Here is a 19,258-nt window from a genome sequence, read left to right as displayed (position 1 = left end):
TTAATTATTAGTACTTGCCGGCTTAGAATAATTAGTTATCTGTCCCTGCAACTTGGCTATCAACACGTCCCCGCCCTGGTCGCGAATGACATTGGAGTACTCGGCACGCTTGATCGCCAGATCGCTTACGCCGTCGACGATGATATTAATGATACGCCAAACTCCATCTTTGCGGCGCAGTATATAGTCGAAATGTACGTTGTCGCTGTTCGGAGAGGTAAGCACGGTATGGACCAGCTCGTCACCATTGCTGATGGCTTCCTCCGAAACTGTTTTGAAGGCTTCGCCAGAGTAGTCGTCAAAGCGATAGGCATACGTCGCAATGCTCAATTTGGCGAAAGTGGCCACGTAGGTTTTTCTCTGCTGCTCGCTGAGCTTATCCCAATAGCGGCCCGCAGCAAATTGCGCAATGCCTGGAAGATCGTGGCTCTCCTCCACCGCCGGGGCCAGAATTTTATAGCGCCCTTCGTAGCCAAGCTTTTTTGCGTCCTTCATTACGGAAATCAGCGTGCTTTGAAAACGTTCCACCACCGACGCTGCTTTCTCGGCAGACGCCGCATGAAGCGGCACCGCCGGGGCCGCCATCAACATACCGGCTGCGAGAACTTGCAACAGCAGATGCAGCGCTGAATGCATGCTGCTTGCACGCGCATCATAACTACGGCCTTTCCAGCGTGCGCGCTCGCCGCGAAAGTAGCGCAAAGCAGACGCCCAGGTCATGCACAGATAAAGCATCCCGACGACCGGCAAGCTCAAGACCCAGAAGCCAGAGCGGCGGTAAAACTTCAGCGTGGGAAAATAGGACAATGCCATGGCGCCACAGGCGGCTAGCGCCAGAAACCGGGCACTGGCACCGGGAAAGAATAATCCTGCAACCGGCACGCCAAACGCAATAACCATGATTCCGGTGCAGGCCAACAGCAGCCCGAATGAGTAATGCAACTGGGTAAAGGCAGTGCGTGACACCATATTCCAGATGTCCTTAACTTGCCGATATGGACGAATGCTGCAAGCCGAATGGGTCAATCCGATCCATGTTTTATGCCCTTGTGACTTAACGCATCGTGCCAGACTGCAATCATCTATCAATTCGTGCTTGAGCGCCGCAAAACCGCCGATTTCTTCGAGCACGCGGGACTCCATCAAAATGCAACCGCCGGCAGCCGCGGCGACCGTGCTGTTGCCTGAGTTCGAAAGGCGGAATGGGTAAAGCAATTTAAAAAAATATACGAAAGCCGGCATCAGCAATTTCTCCCAAAAATTGCACATCATCGGCGCCGCCATCAGCGATATAAAAACCACATCATGCCGTTGCATATGTTCACGCAGGCGGCTAATGATGCCGGGTTTGAGCTCGATATCGGCATCCATGAGCAACACCAGCGGGGTATTCACATGCTGCCGTCCTTGTTCCAGAGCCCACAGCTTGCCGCTCCATCCCGAAGGCAATGGCGCGCCCGCAACTACGGCAAGCTTGTCAGCCCACATTTGGCGGGCGAGTTCTGCCGTTTTATCCGTAGATTGGTCATCGACCACGACCAACGAAAGATTGCGGCCCTGGATGTTTAACGCAGCAAGCGTTTTCGCGATGACGGCCGCTTCATTGCGGGCGGGCATGAGTGCCGTGATACCCCTCAAGTCGTCGCCGCCGGATTGTGCGTCGAGAAATGGCTCAGAAGACCAAGGACGCCACGGTACCAGCAGCAATCCCAACCACATAAGGGCTGATCCCGTAACTAAAGCGATCACGAGCAACTCGGTCATGGAAAACCATCAGCCTGTAACCTTGCCCTAATGCAAGGCATGCAGCCGCCTAATGCTTGCTGACCTTAACCGGAATAAAGTTCTTGGCGGAATCGGGATAGCTCACAGGCAGCTCCGGCGCGAAAGGCCCGTCAGTCCTCGGGCCGCGCAGGAAAACGCTGAGTGCTTTCAGGGGTCGGGCGAACGTGTCATTTATCGCGGTAGGTTCATAGCCACAATGCACCATGCAGTCGGCGCATTTTGGATTGCGGCCGGCGCCGTAGGCCTCCCATTGTGTGGTTTCCATCAATTCCTTAAAACTGGAAGCGTAACCCTCGTCCACAAGCAAATAGCACGGCTTCTGCCAACCGAAAACATTGCGGGTTGGATTGCCCCACGGAGTGCACTGATAAGCCTGGTTCCCCGCCAGAAAATCAAGAAACATGCTCGATTGATTAAAGCGCCACCTGCGGCCTCTTCCCAGCTTGAATACTTCGCGGAATAGCTGCTTGCTTGCGCTTCTGCGCAAGAATATCTCTTGCTGCGGAGCATGTTGATAGCTGTACCCCGGAGAAATAGTCACGGCCTCCACGCCGAGCTCCATGCAGTAATCCATGAAGGCAGCGATTTCCTCGGCCGATTCACCCTGAAATACGGTGCAGTTTGCAGTCACTCGGAAACCGCGTTGCAGGGCCAGTTTTGTCACTTCAATCGCCTTGTCAAACACCCCTTCCTGGCACACCGAGGCATCGTGCCGCTCACGCAGGCCGTCAAGGTGTATCGAGAATGTAAGGTATGGCGAAGGGGAAAAGTCATTCAAACGTTTTTTCAGCAGCAGCGCATTTGTGCACAAATAGACAAATTTCTTGCGCGCAATAATACCTTCGACGATTTTGACTATATCTTTGTGTATCAGGGGCTCTCCCCCGGGAATGGAAACCACCGGTGCGCCGCATTCATCAACCGCGGCGAGGCATTCTTCCAGGGTCAGGCGTTTATTTAGAATTTCCTCCGGGTGATCAATCTTGCCGCAACCCGCGCAAGCCAGATTGCAGCGAAATAACGGCTCAAGCATCAGAACCACGGGATAACGCTTTGCCCGGCGCAGCTTCTGGCTGATCACATATTTTGCAATACGATATTGTTGAATTAATGGAATTCCCATTGCCAATCCTAAATATTAATTTTCGCGACCGGTTCAGTCTTGGTTTGCTCAGCTTTTTTGAGCGTCAATGATTTGGGCAGGCGGAAGGTCGTGGTTTCGCGGATGCCATCGAGTTCACGCGTGACATTTACCCCAAAGCTGCGTAGCTTGTCGAGCACTCTTTGCACCAGTACCTCAGGAGTCGATGCTCCGGAAGTAATGCCAACCTTTTTAATATTCTGAAACCACGACCTGTCGAGTTCCGTTTCGTCCTGAATCAAAAAAGCGGGCACGCCGTGCTGCTTGCCGACTTCTCGCAAGCGGTTAGAGTTGGAGCTGTTACGCGCGCCGACTACGAGCAGCAGGTTCACTTCGTCGGCCAGTGCTTTCACCGCATTCTGGCGGTTTTGCGTCGCATAGCAAATGTCATCGAGTTCCGGGCCCTGTATCGTGGGAAAGCGCTGCTTGAGGACATCGATTACATCACGCGTGTCGTCGATGCTGAGCGTGGTTTGTGTAACGTAAGCGAGCTTGTCGGGGTTTTTTACCTGGAGAGCGGCGACGTCCCCTGTGGTCGAAACCACATACACGGGACCCTCGACCGAGCCCATTGTGCCTTCCACTTCTTCGTGTCCAATATGGCCAATGATGATGGTTTCATACCCACGGCGGCTGTATTGTTGTGCTTGCAAGTGTACTTTCGTCACCAGTGGGCAAGTCGCATCGATCACTTGGAGATTTCTTCGCTTGGCTTGATCGACGACCGCCGTCGAGACTCCGTGCGCGCTGAAAATCGTGACTGAGCCCGTCGGCACGGCGTCCAAGTCTTCTATAAACACCGCGCCGCGAGTTTGAAGGTCTTCGACAACGTGCCGGTTATGCACAATTTCATGGAATACAAAGACCGGCGGTCCGTATATATCCAATGCGAGTTCCACGATTTCTATTGCGCGAACAACTCCTGCGCAAAAACCTCTTGGCTGAGCAAGCACTACTTCCATCTATGGTTCCTTACGCGTAAGGATTTATCGTTACAGCAACCTTAAAAGACAGCGTTGTAGCAAAATTAGTTCTGCAATCGAACACTCAATTGGAAGTCTTCAAAATAATTTGCGGCAAAAGTCCGATATCCATGGCGAATATTTTCAGCAACAGACCCAGGTATCATAACACAGGGTCCCTAACTGGGGGCGGGGTTTGAAATGCACTATATTTTTAAAATCCTATAGTTGGCACAGTTTAGGCGGTCGCATATAATACGTACCCGCCCAAGAAGCTGTCAAGCAAAAATACTTAGAAAAAAGAAGTTGTTGCCGGTTCCGCAGGAGGGAAGGAATAAATACGGTATGATACCGATAACCTTTAACAGTATAGAATCTACATAATGTCCCTAATTTCAGAATACCCGATTCTCGCGACCGTCAACACTCCGGAAGAATTGCGCGCGCTTAATGAGGATCAGCTGGTGCCGCTTGCGGATGAGTTGCGCGAATACCTCATACACTCCGTCTCGGGATGCGGCGGCCATTTTGCGGCAGGACTGGGTACTGTCGAGCTTACCGTTGCGTTGCATTTTGTTTTTAACACGCCGGAAGACCGTTTGGTGTGGGATGTGGGTCACCAATGCTACCCGCACAAGATTCTGACGGGGCGGCGCGATCGCATCGGCACCATCAGGCAAAAAGGCGGGCTATCTCCGTTCTTAAAACGTGAGGAGAGTTCGTACGACTCCTTCGGCGCCGGGCATTCCAGTACCTCCATCAGTGCGGCGCTCGGAATGGCTATTGCCGCAGCGAAACAGAACAGCGACCGAAAAGTTATAGCGATAATCGGCGACGGCGGTATGACCGCGGGTCTTGCATACGAAGCCCTAGATCACGCAGGCGGCCTTAAAGATATTGACCTGTTGGTGGTGCTCAACGACAATGATATGTCTATATCACCGAACGTCGGCGCCCTGTCTAGTTATCTGGCGCGATTGCTGTCCGGCCGTTTTTACACCACTATTCACGAAGGTGGTAGAAAAGTTCTGGCCAAAATTCCGGCGATGTGGGACCTTGCCCTGCGCACTGAAAAACACGTGAAAGGAATGGTCACTCCCGGACCTGGAACGTTCTTCGAGGAACTCGGCTTCAACTACATCGGCCCGATCAGCGGCCATGATATTCCTATGCTGGTTAAAATCCTTAAGAATTTGCGCGACCTTAAGGGTCCACGGCTGTTGCACGTGGTAACAACCAAAGGCAAGGGCTACGCGCCCGCGGAGGCTGACCCAGTAAAGTATCACGGGGTCACCAAGTTCGATCCAAAAGTTGGCATTGTTTCTTCGAAATCTAAACCGAGCAGCCTCACCTATACCCAAGTGTTCGGCGACTGGCTGTGTGATATGGCGGCATTGGACGAACGACTCGTCGGCATTACCCCAGCGATGCGCGAAGGCTCCGGATTAGTGAAATTTTCCGAACTCTATCCTGATCGTTATTTCGACGTCGGCATCGCCGAGCAGCACAGCGTCACGGTTGCCGCCGGTATGGCCTGCGACGGTTTGAAGCCCGTAGTCGCAATATATTCCACTTTCCTGCAGCGCGCTTACGACCAAGTTATTCATGACGTAGTGATTCAGCATTTGCCTGTATTGTTTGCCATCGACCGTGCCGGCGTGGTCGGACCTGACGGGCCGACCCATAATGGCAGTTATGATTTCACCTATCTTCGGTGTCTGCCCAACATGGTGATCATGGCGCCAGCTGATGAAAACGAATGCCGTCAGATGCTGTACACGGGGTTCCGACTGGATCAGCCTGCGGCAGTACGTTACCCGCGAGGCAATGGTCCTGGCGTAGCGGTACAAAAAGAGATGGTAGCATTGCCCATTGGTCGCGCGGAATTGCGCCGTCAGGGGAGAAAAATGGCGCTGCTTGCCTTTGGGACCATGGTAACCCCGGCCGCGGATATTGCTGAAAAGTTCGACGCTACGCTGGTCAACATGCGATTCGTCAAGCCGCTTGACGATGAAATGATACTCAAGCTCGCCACCACGCATGAGTGCCTGGTGACCCTAGAAGAGAACGTAATTCCAGGCGGAGCAGGTAGCGGCGTTAATGAATGCCTTATAGCGCACGGCGTACAAATCCCAATTCTCAATATCGGGCTTCCGGACCGCTTTATAGAACACGGTTCGCGCGAAGATATGCTCGCAGATGCAGGTTTGGATAAAGACGGGATAAACCGTATGCTGGAAAATTTCTATGCCAGCAGCATCTCGCCTAATAAGGCTGCAATAGGAAAATAAAATCGGAGATTTACGGCCGTCGGCGTAAGCGTAAGTTGTACGTTCCTAAACCCACGCCAATAGCTCTTCATTTTGCTGGGGTTAAATTCGGCATTACCAAAATCAAGCCGGGCGTAATACAGGCACTGGGTGGAATTTTTTTATGGCATTTAGCTTGGCCGGACACGCTATAGTTAAACAGGCGGGCCGCTTCTAGCTTCAATGGCCAAAATGCGATTGTTGCTGTTCCTCTTGTTGACCTTCCCTGCGTGGGCCGCTGCTTCAGACTCGCAGCGCGTCGTCGTGCTTTCTGTCAACGGAGCTATCGGACCCGCCACCGCCGACTACTTTCACCGCGGTCTGGAGTTGGCAAGTAAGGAGCACGCGGAACTGGTGGTACTTCAAATGGATACGCCGGGCGGGTTGGATACCTCCATGCGCTCCATTATCAAGGACATACTTGCTTCGCCCATACCCATTGCGACTTTCGTAGCGCCCAGCGGAGCGCGCGCAGCCAGCGCAGGCACCTACATTCTGTATGCGAGCCACATCGCCGCGATGGCACCCGCGACCAATTTGGGCGCCGCGACACCGGTGCAAATCGGCGCAATCCCAGGCACCGGCGGACCTGGAACCCCCGAGCCCGAGAAAAAACAGGGGGCCGAAAAACCGGAGAATACGCGCAAGCCACAGGCAAGCAACGAATCAGATACATTGACCCGCAAGCAGATCCAGGATGCGGCGGCTTATATTCGCGGTTTGGCCCAACTGCGCGGCAGGAACGCGGAATGGGCAGAAAAAGCAGTGCGCGAAGCGGTAAGCCTTTCGGCGGAAGAAGCATTGAAACTCGGCGTAATAGACCTGATCGCCGATGATGTGCCGCAGTTACTGAAGAAGCTCAACGGCCGCAAGCTCAATGTGCTGGGGGGGGAACGCGAGTTAAATACCGAGAATGCCCAGACGATCTCCTTTGAGCCGGACTGGCGCAGTCGAGCGCTCGCGGTAATTACCGACCCGAGTGTCGCGTATATCTTGATGTTGATCGGCATCTATGGGCTGTTTTTTGAATTTTCCAACCCCGGCTACGTGTTGCCCGGGGTTGCGGGGTTGATCTGCTTGATTCTTGGCCTATACGCCTTTCAGTTGCTGCCGGTGAATTATGCCGGTCTTGTATTGATACTTTTGGGAATTGCCTTCATGATCGCGGAGGTTTATTTTCCTACCTATGGTTCACTTGGATTGGGCGGCATCGTTGCTTTTGTTATCGGGTCCGTGATTCTCTTCGACACCGGAGCGTCGGGATACGGGATTTCCTTGCCACTAATACTTGGAATCGGCGCAGCCAGTGCCCTGTTTTTGATTTTGATCATGGGCATGGTCGTCAAAGCCCGCAATCGCCCGGTAGTCAGCGGGCGCGAAGAGCTAATAGGCAGTACCGGGGAAGTGACCGAAGATTTCGAAGGGCAAGGCTGGGCGCGAGTGCACGGTGAAAATTGGCGCGTACAGAGCGCCGTCAAACTGAACCGAGGGCAAAAGATCCGGGTCGTGAAAATACATGGTCTGACGCTTGATGTCGTGCCGGAATCGTTACCCGACAAAGGAGAAACCTAATGGCTTTTAATTTCAGTTTTGGTGTATTGGTTGTCGTTTTGGTGCTGGCATTTTCCGCGCTGAAGGTATTGCGGGAATACGAACGCGGAGTAATTTTCTTCTTGGGTCGGTACTGGAAAGTGAAAGGTCCTGGGTTGATCGTCGTCGTTCCCGGAATTCAGCAAATGGTGCGGGTGAGTCTTCGCACCGTGGTATTGGATGTGCCGAGTCAAGATGTGATTTCGCGCGACAACGTTTCGGTTAAGGTCAACGCCGTAGTATTTTACCGAGTAGTGGACCCTCAAAAAGCCGTCATCCAGGTGGAAAATTTCCTGCTTGCAACCAGCCAACTTGCCCAGACCACTCTGCGTTCAGTGCTGGGCAAGCACATGCTGGACGAAATGCTGGCTGAGCGCGAAAAATTGAATTTGGATATTCAAACCACTCTCGACGCCCATACCGACCAGTGGGGAATCAAGGTCTCAAACGTCGAAATCAAGCAAATCGATATCAATGAAACCATGATCCGGGCGATTGCTCGCCAGGCAGAAGCAGAACGCGAGCGGCGCGCAAAAGTTATTCACGCGGAAGGCGAATTGCAGGCTTCCGAAAAACTATATGAGGCAGCCAAGATACTAGCACAGCAGCCGCTGGCAATCCAGCTGCGCTATCTGGAAACGCTGACAGTGATCGGCTCGGATAAGAATACTACGATCGTGTTTCCGCTACCCATGGATTTAATCAACACACTAATTGGAGCGAAGAAGGATAGCAAAGATTGACGCAGCGGGAAAAAGCCGGAGGTTGCTTGTTTAAGCGCTCCAGATCACGGGCTGCATGTCGCATCGTACATGGCGCTTCCGACCACCCGATATATGCCGTGAGCCACCAGAAAACGGGATTGAACATCGTACGCCTCGCGCTCCATTGCTAGGGCGTCGCTGCAGCTGTAATGAAGCGCATACTTGCCTCCCGATTGCTGCAGGTAATGGACGAATTCATGAACGACGATCGAAGCTGCGAATGTGCTCTTTTCAGGATGCAAACGGTTGTCAATGTACACGCGCATAGACCCGGGCGGGTGGAATCCTATGACCTTGCACTCGGTCCCGTTACATGCCATTTCGGTAAGCTGTTGATGACTAACAAACGCAACCTCGGGCGGTACAGCGGGTGCAGGATAGCCGGACAATAAGACTGCCCACGATAACAAGGCTGCAAACAGGTCATTCATGATGCACCTTTTCCCTTCGGTCCGCATCTAAAGGCCGCGGTTCGTCCTTTAAATCCGAATGCGAGCGTAAATCGAGCAGCTCGTACCCAGGGGCAAACGATCTTGGGCGGCCGCATGTATCCTAATCAACGCCCATTCGATTGCACGATACAACTTTAGCTAAAGCAATTCTCGTACCAAGGCAATAAATCTAGTGTGAGTCAATTGGTTAGATACACACGTCTCATTAATTCCTCCCTGCGTGCCCTATTTTGGTGTGCCAAGGCCAGTGTCGGCACCGGAAATCGTCGGCGTGATTGAAGAAAATATGGAATTGAGCATTTTCCTGTTCATCTTGCGCACAAGCCTTAACGTTGCTTATAGCGTAGATCGGTTTATCGATTTACAGGTGCAGAACATAACAGGCTGAGAGTCTTTACATTGGAGGTGCACCAACCAACCTGCACTGGGTTTAAAGAAATGCCTACTTACAGCCAAAATTGCTCGAGCAGCATTCTTACAGCTGCTCAAGATGTAAAGCCGAATCACTGACAGGTCGCAAACCGATTTCAATTTCAGAATGAGAAAACATATTTATGCTCTAGACCAAAAAAGCCAGGTGATAACGTATGCAGTGCGTGATTCTCGTTTTTTTAACAACTACCAATCCTATCTTGCGGGGAGACTCACGGCAGTACACAGTGAGCTGCCTATCGAGTGCGGCAGGTATACTTGATACTTGATACAGATGCGCAGGCGGATGCGGGCGACCATGGACGACAACCAATACGGCGGTGTATATTTGGCATGAACACAGATCCGATGACGAGCGCGGGCTGATGGCAACAGATCAGGGTGACGGGGACCGCGGGATTGCGCAATGCATTTGACTTTTATCAATACCGCACAATTAACTCTTCCCTATTGTTGTGTTGACACCTAGAATGTTGTGGAGGGTATTACTATGAATCGGGAAGATCCGGAACTATTCGGGGTTTCACCTAATGAAGGGGATGTCGGGATTTCACGGACTGACAGGGCGCATGACACACCTGGACAACGCTCTACGCGTTGGGTGGAGGGGTACATCGTGCGGTCGCTTCTTGGTTCACTGGGGAACCCGCCTATTCGGATTACGCTCTGGACTGGCGAGTCCATCTGCACCGCCGCGAGTAGCCCGGTGGTCGATATCCGTATCAGGAGCTTTTCCTGTCTGCTCAAGTTACTGATCAATCCGGAATTGTACTTTGGCGACGCTTACAGCACCGGCCTGATTGAGGTAGACGGAGACCTGGTAAAGCTCATGGAAGTCACTTATCAGGGGTTGGCACGCATGCGCGATTCAGGCCTGCGGCTCCGGCTGACCAAGTGGCTAAACCGTCGTCATTCAAATGCACTCGCCGACTCGCGCGAGAACATCCACCATCATTACGATATCGGAAACGAGTTTTACAAGCTGTGGCTCGACCGGCAGCTGGTTTACACCTGCGCGTATTTTTCCAGTCCCGACATCACGCTGGAGCAGGCGCAGATTGCCAAGATGGATCACGTTTGTCGCAAGATCAGATTGCGGCCGGAAGAATCTGTGGTTGAAGCTGGCTGCGGTTGGGGCGCGCTGGCGCTGCACATGGCCACTCAATATGGGGCGCGGGTCAAGGCGTTCAATATTTCACATGAGCAGATTGCGTATGCAAGAGAGCGCGCGCATGCGTTAGGCGTCGAGCATCGCGTGGAATTCATTGAGGACGACTACCGAAATGCCAGCGGCCGCTTTGACGCATTTATGTCAGTTGGCATGCTTGAGCATGTCGGCCCTGAGTATTATCGCGAGCTTCGTCACGTCATTGACCGCTGTTTGGATCGAAGCGGACGCGGGCTCATCCACAGTATTGGACGCAACCGGCCTAATCCCTTAAATGCATGGGTTGAAAAGCGCATTTTTCCCGGCGCCTACCCACCGTCGCTGCGTGAAATGCTGGAAGTAGTGGAAGACTGGGATTTCTCCGTGCTCGACGTTGAGAATCTGCGACTGCACTACGCGTTAACGCTTAAGCATTGGCTGCAGCGCTTCGAGAACGCCAGCAGCCTTGTGAAAGAAATGTACGACGAACGCTTTGTGCGCGCCTGGCGCCTGTATCTCGCGGGGTCGATCGCTTCGTTCAGCAATGGCGACATGCAATTGTTTCAAGTGCTGTTCACCCGCGGGACCAACAACGACATCCCGTGGACTCGGGCATACCTTTACGACCGGTAAAGGTGCTTTCTTCTCCCTGACACCGAGTGCGAAGCCACGAGTGCCGGTCTGCTGTCAGAATAGCGCGCATTTTATGACGCTGTTCTTGACTTTGACCTGTAAGCAGCCTCCCGAACGCAGCGCTACTTCCTCGCATTCTTAGAAACGGATTTTAAGCGTCGGCAACATTTATTTAACCATCTTTAGCGATTCCGGCACAGCCACGAGTTGCGGCTTGTGCCGGTATTTCTTCCAGTCGATACCGGTGTGCATTTCGGCCTTGGTGTATTGAAATATACTGCCCGGCTCGTGCGCAAAGGGACGGCCAAACTTGTCCCGTGCTTCAATCAGTTTCAATTCTCGCTTTAACATAGCGATCTCCTGATCCTGAATTACCCTATACTTTGTCCGTTTCCACATCGCATTAAGGAAGGGCCGTGACGTAATACGTAAACAAGGGGACGTGGTTGTCCCCGTGAACAAAACTACTCGGTTTCGTGATGGAGCTGCTGGCCGCCGACCATGCCGCTTAACATCACCATCAGCTCCGTTTCGTCGCCAGGGCTGTCGCCATAGCCCTCAAATTCGGGTTCCGCGTCATCAAAGTCAAATAGACGCCAGAATTGCAATTCCCGTTCCAATTTCTTGCTGCCCAAAGGTTCAGCCATGGTTTTCTCCTAAATTCAGTAATCAAAGTACCCATGTGTCAGGATACCGATGGCGCAAGAGCAATTCTTTTCGTTTCGTGCGCTTGTTTCCAATTCTTGCACAATTGTGCTGCATTGCAATAGCCGCTCATTGCATTGATTAAATGAGATATCGTAGCATGCTAATACAATGTTTTGTGTGCCGCGATAGGAAAGCCGCGATATGATAGATCAATACGAATATCTATCACATGGTTAGCTATTCAAGACCCGTTAAAGGCTTTTGGTAATGCCTTGCTCAGCAATCGTCAAGCTTGGTATCCAAATGGCTCCCTGATCACCGCGCAAACCTTATGATTCAGTGGATTTACGGATTTTGGAATTGTGTCAGGAGAACTGAAAGTTGCCGGTGATAGCTACCAAATCGTTCCGATGACCGTAAAGAGTATTCAGAAACAGGCACTCTTCTCCCTTCTCGCAAAGTCTTTGTATCGTTGTTTGGCAGAACGAGTCACGTATATTCCCCGGACGTTCTGTGGGAACCGGCCCGGCAGGCTCTGGTGCAATAACTTTACGACGCTACGATTCCTAGCGGTTGAAAGGTTCACTAATTCGCAACGGATGATGGACCCGAATCAACATTGCGCCGGAATCCGTACGCCCAAGATCCGCTCTTTCGATCCTGGGTTTCAATTCGGTGGCTGCGAAGCCGTGTCCCTCTTCCCGCATTTGTCGCCTTGAGTGCGGGCTTTTGAGCTGGAGGTCGAAACATACCGACTTCTTCATTTATATTCGCGAACTCGTAAGGCCCTAGAAATCTCGCACTGGAAGAATTGTGCAAGAAATGGAAAAGCGCGCAAGAAATGGAAAGAACTGCTATTGCTCGATCCGTACCCTGTGAGCAATTTGATTGCTTAAACGTTAAGGTGAAAACCTTGACTCAAGGCACCTGAGGAACTGGTGCCGGCAACAAAAGCATCGAAAGCGACAATTCGATGGAGCGCGGCGTCAATCACGCCGCTCGCAAAACACGTGTCCGAGGAAAGTTTGCCAAAGACGCTTGCCATGAAGGACGCCAACCTCGTCGGATTCTCGATGAGCGGCGGCGAGGTCGCCCGATACATGAGCCGCTATGGGGCCAATCCTGCCACCAAATCGGTCCTGATCGCGGCTGTCTCTCTCCTCAGTTTGCAAGACGCCAGCAATCCTGCTACGTTACTGCCGTCGATCCCGCTGCCTTGGATGAAGTTCGTGCCGGAATCGCGGCGAACCCAATACTTCAGCGATTTAGGCAAAGCGTACACCAACGCGGCGACGTGGCATAGGGAGATAAGTTGATGTCCGAGCGTTCCGACGACGCGCATCGCTCAGCCTCTAAATTGCCAGAGCAGCAAACGGACCCGAACGGGTTGACCGCTGCCGCGGAAGCGCTCAAACGTGGACCGCGCGGAGCGTTCTTCCTGGCCGGCATCGCGGTGGCGCTGCTGCTTCTCGGTTGGCTTGCCTTCTATTTCTTACTGTTCCTGCCGCGAGGGTCCATTGGCTGAGCATCTACCCAATTCGCTCCCGGATGGGATCGTTCCGGAGGAGCTAGTTGATCGCACGGAGCGGCGTTGGTTCATGTTGATGATCGCGATGCTCGTCGTAATGCTGGCAATCATCGTGGTTACCGGCATTGCCCACGCGCTTCACCCGCCCAGCAATGTAGAAACCATCGACCCGACGACCCTACATCTCGGCGGCGAATTCGCCGAAAGCAATCTCGGCACGGCGCTTGAGCCGGACGGCTCAGTCACGGTCAGGATGATTGCCGAGCAGTACAGTTTTGTGCCGGCATGCGTGCGGGTGCCTGCCGCTACGCCAGTAAAGTTCCGTCTGACCAGCGCCGATGTAATCCACGGGTTTCTTCTCGCCCACACCAACGTGAATACCATGGTGGTGCCGGGCTTCGTCGCCGAAGTCCGCACGATTTTCGACACCCCTGGCGAATACAAGATGCCATGTAACGAGTTCTGCGGTGTCGGTCATCACGGTATGTGGTCCCGCGTCGTTGTGGTGCCCAAGGAGCAGTACCCTGCGTTGAGGTGGTTTGTTGAGAGGACCAACTGTGCACAACGGTAACCGCCTATCGCTATATCATTATTGGGTCGCTTTTGCGGCGTTCCTGCCCGCCGTTTTTTTGGGCGCCTGGCAGATGCTCATGCGCAGTCCGCTGCCTGCCCCCCTTGACGATCCGGACGCCTATTATGCTTCCGTGACGTTGCACGGTACGGTGATGGCCTACGTAATCACTACCTTCTTCATCATGGGATTTGGCTATGCGGTCACGGCGACCAGTTTGCAGCGCCCCATTCGCGGCATAACGGCGGCGTGGATCGGTTTCGTGATCTGCGTAATCGGGACCATCATGGCGGCCGCCACAATCCTCGCGGGCCGCGCGTCGGTATTCTACACCTTCTATCCTCCTTTGCTCGCCAGCGGCTGGTACTACGGCGGCGTATTTCTCGTCGTAGCCGGCTCGATGATTTGGGTGGTGCTAATGATCCTCAATATGGCAGCATGGAAACGCGACAACCCGGGGCAACCCGTGCCGCTTCCCATGTTTGCAATCACCGCAACGGCGATGATGTGGGCATGGACGGCAAGCGGCGCCGGCGTTGAACTGGTTGGCATCCTGCTGCCGGCAGCTTTCGGCTGGACTTCGTTAATCGACGCTGGACTGGCACGCACACTCTTCTCCGTGACACTGCACGGCATCGTCTATTTCTGGCTTATGCCGGCCTATATTGCCTTCTATACCCTGGTCCCGGAAAGGGCCGGCGGGCGTCTGTACAGTGACACCATGGGCCGCCTCACCTTCATCATGTTTCTCATCTTCGCCCTGCCGGTCGGCCTGCATCATCTGTTTGCCGATCCGGAGCATGGTCCCAGCTTCAAGTTCGTTCAGTCCTTCCTCACGTTCCTGGTTGTTCTGCCAACACTGCTTACGGTGTTCTCGATATCCGCCAGTCTTGAGATCGCCGGGCGCTGCCGTGGCGGTCGCGGACTTTTGGGATGGATCCGCGCACTACCATGGGACGAGCCGATGGTGCTGGCCGTCGCACTATCGATGGTGATGCTCGGTCTAGGTGGATTCGGAGGAATCATCAACATGAGCTACGCCATGAATTCTATGATTCACAACACTTCATGGGTAACAGCGCATTTCCATCTCATCTTTGGCGGCGCCGTCGTGATCATGTACTTTGCGATCGCCTACGATATGTGGCCCCACATCACGGGCAAACCGCTGCGCTCCAAGCACCTCGCCCGCTGGCAATTATGGCTGTGGTTCTGGGGCATGCTGATCACTACGATACCATGGCACATTACTGGGCTGATGGGACAACCGCGTCGCGTCGCGGTGTTCGATTACAGCGATCCGTTCATCGCGGCGATGGGTCCGCTGGTCGTGGTCTCGGTCATCGGCGGCGTGGTCCTGCTGCTTTCGGCGATCCTCCTAATCGTCATTCTCGTCCGCTCGCATTTCGGTGAGAAAACGGTCCGCACACCGCTGCGTTATGCAATTGCAGTGAACCCGCCGAGGCGAGTGCCCGCGGCGCTCAACAGCTTTGGGGTCTGGAATATGGTCCTGCTGGTGTTGATGCTGGTCGCTTACGGCTTTCCGATCGGACAGTTCTTCCTCCTCAATCCGCATTCGGTCCCGCCCTATGAGATAAGCCGGGCTGCTCGTGACGGAGGGCAGCGATGAGAGGCGATCGCGGGCTGTTCAAGCTCGACAATCCCTGGCGGTGGAAAGGCTGGATTTTCCTATTCTTGCTGACCATTGTTCCGTTGGCACTGGGTATCTTTGTGCTGCCCCGGTATCAGCAGAACGGTCCACAACTCGGTTTATGGGGCGCGCTTTGCCGGGGCCTTGGGCTCACCGCCGACAATGGACCTGCGAATGAACCCCAACCACCCCTGCACATCCCGACGCGGATTGCGTGGACCCGCAGCACGCTCGATCAAATCGGTGCTGGCAGCGCGGAACGTGGCGCCTCAATCGCGTTGCAGTGTGCTGCCTGCCATGGCGCCGAAGGTGTGAGCGCGTCGGGGCTGATCCCGACTCTCGCTGGAATGGATGCGGTTGTAATCTACAAGCAGCTCGAGGACTTTCGTTCTGGCAAACGCCAGGTGCTCGTCATGAACACAGTGGCCACATTTCTGACTGACCAAGACATGGCTGACGTTGCGGTTTATTTCATGAACCGTTCAAATGGCTTACCGGCTGTCGGCGGCGAGCGTATTCCGCAAGGCGGGCGAAGCCTCCGGGAAAGCGATCTTGCGATCCGCCTCGTATTCGCTGGCGACCCAGGGCGCGGCATTCCGGCCTGCGCCGCCTGTCATGGGCCCGGCGGTCACAAGCTCGGAGCTCCGGCGCTCGAGTCGCAGCAGCCGGCGTATATCGAGCACCAACTCGCGGCATTCGCCCAAGGCATACGTCGCAACGACATCAATGAGCAGATGCGCACTGTCGCAAAACAATTGACGCCGGTCGAAATGCATGTTGTTGCAGCCTTATATGGTTCCGCGGGCACAGTGCGAGCAGAGCGATGATCTACGATTTCTGTGACAAGAATATAACTCTCGTACCTCGAACAAAATGGCCCAACATCAACCACGGAGATTTTTTGGTGGTCAAGAAATTAGCAAACGATCGGTTCCTGGTAACCCTGGCTGACGCCGGCCGTCGCAAGCAGGTCTCGATTCGAGCCATCGCGGCTGTGGTGGTCTCCCTTGCTGGGCTCGGAATCGGCCAGGCAGGGACCGCTGGCACCATGGCCGATGTAAACGAGGCCAGGATTATCAACGCCGACCGGGACCCCGGCAATTGGACAACTTATGGTCGGACCTACAGCGAGCAGCGCTTTAGCCCGCTATCGCAGATCATGGCGGGCAATGCGACGCAGCTTGGCCTCGCCTGGTACGCCGACCTCGATACAGATCACGGCCAGGAAGCGACACCCCTTGTGATTGACGGCGTGATGTATGTCTCGACCGCATGGAGCCTGGTTAAGGCGTACGACGCTGCGACCGGCAAACTGCTGTGGTCGTACGATCCTGCAGTGCCGCGTGATTATTTGGTCAAGGGATGCTGCGACGCTGTCAATCGAGGCGTCGCCGCTTGGAAAGGCAAGATCTACGTGGGCACGCTTGACGGGAGGCTAGTGGCACTGGATGCGGCGACCGGCAAGCTGGCCTGGAGCGTTGTGACCGGCGATCAGAGCAAGGCCTTTACCCTCACGCAGGCGCCACGAATAGTGAAAGGGCGTGTGATCATCGGCTCGAGCGGCGCCGAGTACGGTCTCCGCGGCTATATCTCAGCCTATGATACAGACACCGGCAAGCTTGTCTGGCGCTTCTACACCGTGCCGGGCGATCCCGCGAAGCCGTTCGAGAACGAAGCCATGGCCATGGCAGCCAAGACTTGGCACGGCGAATGGTGGAAGCTTGGTGGCGGTGGTTCCGTCTGGCAAAGCATCTCCTATGACCCCGAGCTCAACCTTATCTACTTCGGCGTAGGCAACGGCGTCGAGTGGAACCAGGGGTACCGCAGCGCAGGCGCGGGTGACAATTTGTTCCTGTCCTCGATTGTTGCGATCAATGCCGATACTGGCGCCTACGTCTGGCACTACCAAACCACCCCCGGCGAGGAATGGGATTACGATTCTGTCCAGGACCTGATCCTGGCCGACCTCACCATTGACGGCAAGCGTCGGCAGGTGTTGATGCAGGCCAACAAAAATGGATTCTTCTACGTTCTCGACCGCAAGACCGGGCAGTTCATTTCAGCCAGGAACTTCACGCCGGTTACCTGGGCGCGCGGTATAAACCAGAAGACCGGCCGGCCGATCGAGAATCCCGATATCCGCTATGACAAGACCGGTAAGCCGGCCCACATGCTGCCGGGCGCGCTCGGCGGCCACAGTTGGCAGTCTATGGCGTTCAACCCGCGAACGGGGCTGGTCTATATTCCAGCGCAGGAGATCCCGATGGAGTACGCCAATGTAAAGAATTACAAGCCGTCCGCCATGGGCTGGAACCTAGGTGCCGCGACCCAAAATGCGACCGGAGTTAAGGGCTATTTGCTTGCGTGGGACCCGGTGAAGCAAAAGGAGGTGTGGCGCGAAGAGTACATCGGGCCGTGGAACGGCGGCGTACTTACCACCGCCGGCAATATAGTCGCACAAGGCAGCGCCGCCGGCGATTTCATCGTCTATCAAGCGGACACGGGCAAGAAACTTTGGTCGATGCCCACGCAAAGCGCGGTGCTGGCCGCGCCGGTGACCTACGAGGTTAATGGCGAGCAGTATATAGCGGTGATGGTCGGCTGGGGCGGAGCCTATCCCTTGTTGGAGGGCTCGCAGTCGGGCGCGTCCGGCAATACGCGCAACATCAGCCGGGTGCTAGCGTTCAAACTGGGTGGGAAGACCAAGCTGCCCCCGGTCCGGGACACGACCAAACTGGTACTCAATCCGCCGCCCGATACCGCCGATGCGGAAACAGTTGCCTCCGGCGAGAGACTCTTCGATCAATACTGCTCCGTCTGCCATGGTGAAGGCGCAGTGAGCGGTGGGGTGGTCCCGGATCTCCGCGCGTCCAGTTACCTCGCCGATGAGACCTTTTATGATGTCCTGCTCCATGGTGGGTTGAAGGGCGCCGGCATGGCTTCCTTCGCGACAGTGCTTGATCGCGAACAGGCTACAGCGATTCGCAAATACCTTATCTACAAATCAAATAAAGATAAGGCCGCGAGCAATAAATAGCAGGGCAAGGCCCAGCTCTGTCACCAAATCCTGATCAACGGGCCGCTTGGCGTCCCTCCAAAGAATCAAGCGCCGCTGCGAGCGGTCCACGTTGGATTTGGTTCCCCAGAATTCGTTTCACGCCCCCACTGTGGGGATAGCGTCCGGCGCTTGGCGGGTACCGACTGATAACTGGTCAACCTGATTCAGGACGCGTGCGATTAATACCGAACGGCGTTCCGCCTGACTACAGCATCACCGGCTCTGATGCCTCTCGAGAAGTCCGAACAGATCGGCGAATTCGGGGCTTGCCGCGAGTTTTTCCATGCGCGGGCCTGCGCCCTTTCGATCTTGGTTTTCAATCAGTGGCTGCGAAGCCGTGTCGCTTTTCCATGGTTGTCGCGTTGAGCGCAGCGTCGAGGACGGAATTTAGCACATGTGTGAGCTGTGTCACGAAGTTCCAGACCGTGTCAGACAACGCCGTGATGGCGGAGGGCTACCGCGACATGTGGCGAGAGCGATCTCCGTTGTCGTCCAAATCTTTTTTTAGCAAGAAAACAAAAAAAGCGCACGTTTCGGTAAGACTGTTTACCCCTTCTCGCTGCTAAATGTCACTTCGTTGACGCCTA

The 19,258-nt window shown here is 54.5% G+C and carries 17 protein-coding genes; 10 read left to right on the top strand and 7 right to left on the bottom strand.

The annotated features are described in order from the left end of the window. The 3 genes from VLV32_07470 to ispH are packed head-to-tail and all read right to left on the bottom strand — an operon-like array spanning position 1 to position 3,888. Positions 1-1,764, bottom strand: coding sequence for an ABC transporter substrate-binding protein (locus VLV32_07470; GenBank protein ID HUL41728.1), 1,764 nt, complete (start codon positions 1,762-1,764; stop codon positions 1-3). Between the two features lie 49 nt (positions 1,765-1,813). Next, positions 1,814-2,908 carry an adenosyl-hopene transferase HpnH gene (gene hpnH, locus VLV32_07465; GenBank protein HUL41727.1) on the bottom strand — a complete coding sequence of 365 codons (1,095 nt, stop codon included), beginning with the start codon at positions 2,906-2,908 and terminating at the stop codon, positions 1,814-1,816. A gap of 8 nt (positions 2,909-2,916) precedes the next feature. Next, complete coding sequence (gene ispH / locus VLV32_07460) at positions 2,917-3,888, bottom strand: 4-hydroxy-3-methylbut-2-enyl diphosphate reductase (GenBank protein HUL41726.1); 972 nt, start codon at positions 3,886-3,888, stop codon at positions 2,917-2,919. Positions 3,889-4,271: 383 nt separating this feature from the next. Here ispH and dxs point away from each other — a divergent pair, with 383 nt between their 5' ends. From dxs to VLV32_07445, 3 genes are all read left to right on the top strand, one after another. Beyond that, on the top strand, positions 4,272-6,179 hold the full coding sequence (dxs, locus tag VLV32_07455; GenBank protein ID HUL41725.1) for a 1-deoxy-D-xylulose-5-phosphate synthase: 1,908 nt from the start codon (positions 4,272-4,274) through the stop codon (positions 6,177-6,179). Positions 6,180-6,380: 201 nt separating this feature from the next. Then, entirely contained in the window at positions 6,381-7,769 is a 1,389-nt protein-coding gene (locus VLV32_07450) for a nodulation protein NfeD (protein ID HUL41724.1), read from the top strand. Then, positions 7,769-8,530 carry a slipin family protein gene (locus tag VLV32_07445; protein HUL41723.1) on the top strand — a complete coding sequence of 254 codons (762 nt, stop codon included), beginning with the start codon at positions 7,769-7,771 and terminating at the stop codon, positions 8,528-8,530. Before VLV32_07450 ends, VLV32_07445 begins: the two co-directional genes overlap by 1 nt. 44 nt (positions 8,531-8,574) lie before the next feature. Here VLV32_07445 and VLV32_07440 read toward each other — a convergent pair whose 3' ends face one another. Beyond that, positions 8,575-8,982 (bottom strand): DUF6647 family protein, encoded by a 408-nt coding sequence (locus VLV32_07440; protein HUL41722.1) that lies wholly within the window; start codon positions 8,980-8,982, stop codon positions 8,575-8,577. Positions 8,983-9,925: 943 nt separating this feature from the next. Between VLV32_07440 and VLV32_07435 the strand changes: the two genes are divergently transcribed. Then, complete coding sequence (locus tag VLV32_07435; protein HUL41721.1) at positions 9,926-11,215, top strand: cyclopropane-fatty-acyl-phospholipid synthase family protein; 1,290 nt, start codon at positions 9,926-9,928, stop codon at positions 11,213-11,215. Between the two features lie 168 nt (positions 11,216-11,383). On the opposite strand, the gene VLV32_07430 is transcribed toward VLV32_07435, so the two are convergent. From VLV32_07430 to VLV32_07420, 3 genes are all read right to left on the bottom strand, one after another. Continuing rightward, a complete protein-coding gene (locus VLV32_07430; GenBank protein HUL41720.1) occupies positions 11,384-11,566 on the bottom strand; it encodes a hypothetical protein in 183 nt (60 codons plus the stop codon). A gap of 113 nt (positions 11,567-11,679) precedes the next feature. Next, positions 11,680-11,862 carry a hypothetical protein gene (locus tag VLV32_07425; GenBank protein ID HUL41719.1) on the bottom strand — a complete coding sequence of 61 codons (183 nt, stop codon included), beginning with the start codon at positions 11,860-11,862 and terminating at the stop codon, positions 11,680-11,682. 893 nt (positions 11,863-12,755) lie between these two features. Beyond that, on the bottom strand, positions 12,756-12,908 hold the full coding sequence (locus tag VLV32_07420; GenBank protein HUL41718.1) for a hypothetical protein: 153 nt from the start codon (positions 12,906-12,908) through the stop codon (positions 12,756-12,758). Between VLV32_07420 and VLV32_07415 the strand changes: the two genes are divergently transcribed. The 6 genes from VLV32_07415 (at position 12,907) to VLV32_07390 (ending at position 18,650) form a co-directional block, all read left to right on the top strand. Further along, a complete protein-coding gene (locus VLV32_07415) occupies positions 12,907-13,179 on the top strand; it encodes a hypothetical protein (GenBank protein ID HUL41717.1) in 273 nt (90 codons plus the stop codon). The genes VLV32_07420 and VLV32_07415 overlap by 2 nt on opposite strands. After that, positions 13,179-13,388, top strand: a complete 210-nt coding sequence (locus VLV32_07410; protein HUL41716.1) for a hypothetical protein — start codon at positions 13,179-13,181, stop codon at positions 13,386-13,388. The genes VLV32_07415 and VLV32_07410 overlap by 1 nt, the downstream gene beginning before the upstream one ends. Positions 13,389-13,461: 73 nt before the next feature. Continuing rightward, positions 13,462-13,962 carry a cytochrome C oxidase subunit II gene (locus tag VLV32_07405; protein HUL41715.1) on the top strand — a complete coding sequence of 167 codons (501 nt, stop codon included), beginning with the start codon at positions 13,462-13,464 and terminating at the stop codon, positions 13,960-13,962. After that, complete coding sequence (locus VLV32_07400) at positions 13,949-15,592, top strand: cbb3-type cytochrome c oxidase subunit I (GenBank protein ID HUL41714.1); 1,644 nt, start codon at positions 13,949-13,951, stop codon at positions 15,590-15,592. The genes VLV32_07405 and VLV32_07400 overlap by 14 nt, the downstream gene beginning before the upstream one ends. Next, a complete protein-coding gene (locus tag VLV32_07395) occupies positions 15,589-16,440 on the top strand; it encodes a c-type cytochrome (protein HUL41713.1) in 852 nt (283 codons plus the stop codon). Before VLV32_07400 ends, VLV32_07395 begins: the two co-directional genes overlap by 4 nt. Then, positions 16,437-18,650 (top strand): PQQ-dependent dehydrogenase, methanol/ethanol family, encoded by a 2,214-nt coding sequence (locus VLV32_07390; GenBank protein HUL41712.1) that lies wholly within the window; start codon positions 16,437-16,439, stop codon positions 18,648-18,650. The genes VLV32_07395 and VLV32_07390 overlap by 4 nt, the downstream gene beginning before the upstream one ends. The last annotated feature ends 608 nt before the right edge of the window (positions 18,651-19,258 follow it).

This window comes from Burkholderiales bacterium, assembly GCA_035518095.1.
Lineage (GTDB): Bacteria > Pseudomonadota > Gammaproteobacteria > Burkholderiales > JAHFRG01 > JAHFRG01.
Note: the sequence above shows the minus strand (reverse complement) of the source record. Positions and strands in the feature narration are given on the sequence as shown.

Excerpts from the sequence above, each read along its gene's own strand:
- VLV32_07470 (HUL41728.1), bottom strand. The coding sequence starts at position 1,764 with ATGACCGAGTTGCTCGTGATCGCTTTAGTTACGGGATCAGCCCTTATG.
- hpnH (HUL41727.1), bottom strand. The coding sequence starts at position 2,908 with ATGGGAATTCCATTAATTCAACAATATCGTATTGCAAAATATGTGATC.
- ispH (HUL41726.1), bottom strand. The coding sequence starts at position 3,888 with ATGGAAGTAGTGCTTGCTCAGCCAAGAGGTTTTTGCGCAGGAGTTGTT.
- dxs (HUL41725.1), top strand. The coding sequence starts at position 4,272 with ATGTCCCTAATTTCAGAATACCCGATTCTCGCGACCGTCAACACTCCG.
- VLV32_07450 (HUL41724.1), top strand. The coding sequence starts at position 6,381 with ATGGCCAAAATGCGATTGTTGCTGTTCCTCTTGTTGACCTTCCCTGCG.
- VLV32_07445 (HUL41723.1), top strand. The coding sequence starts at position 7,769 with ATGGCTTTTAATTTCAGTTTTGGTGTATTGGTTGTCGTTTTGGTGCTG.
- VLV32_07440 (HUL41722.1), bottom strand. The coding sequence starts at position 8,982 with ATGAATGACCTGTTTGCAGCCTTGTTATCGTGGGCAGTCTTATTGTCC.
- VLV32_07435 (HUL41721.1), top strand. The coding sequence starts at position 9,926 with ATGAATCGGGAAGATCCGGAACTATTCGGGGTTTCACCTAATGAAGGG.
- VLV32_07430 (HUL41720.1), bottom strand. The coding sequence starts at position 11,566 with ATGTTAAAGCGAGAATTGAAACTGATTGAAGCACGGGACAAGTTTGGC.
- VLV32_07425 (HUL41719.1), bottom strand. The coding sequence starts at position 11,862 with ATGGCTGAACCTTTGGGCAGCAAGAAATTGGAACGGGAATTGCAATTC.
- VLV32_07415 (HUL41717.1), top strand. The coding sequence starts at position 12,907 with ATGAAGGACGCCAACCTCGTCGGATTCTCGATGAGCGGCGGCGAGGTC.
- VLV32_07420 (HUL41718.1), bottom strand. The coding sequence starts at position 12,908 with ATGGCAAGCGTCTTTGGCAAACTTTCCTCGGACACGTGTTTTGCGAGC.
- VLV32_07410 (HUL41716.1), top strand. The coding sequence starts at position 13,179 with ATGTCCGAGCGTTCCGACGACGCGCATCGCTCAGCCTCTAAATTGCCA.
- VLV32_07405 (HUL41715.1), top strand. The coding sequence starts at position 13,462 with ATGTTGATGATCGCGATGCTCGTCGTAATGCTGGCAATCATCGTGGTT.
- VLV32_07395 (HUL41713.1), top strand. The coding sequence starts at position 15,589 with ATGAGAGGCGATCGCGGGCTGTTCAAGCTCGACAATCCCTGGCGGTGG.
- VLV32_07390 (HUL41712.1), top strand. The coding sequence starts at position 16,437 with ATGATCTACGATTTCTGTGACAAGAATATAACTCTCGTACCTCGAACA.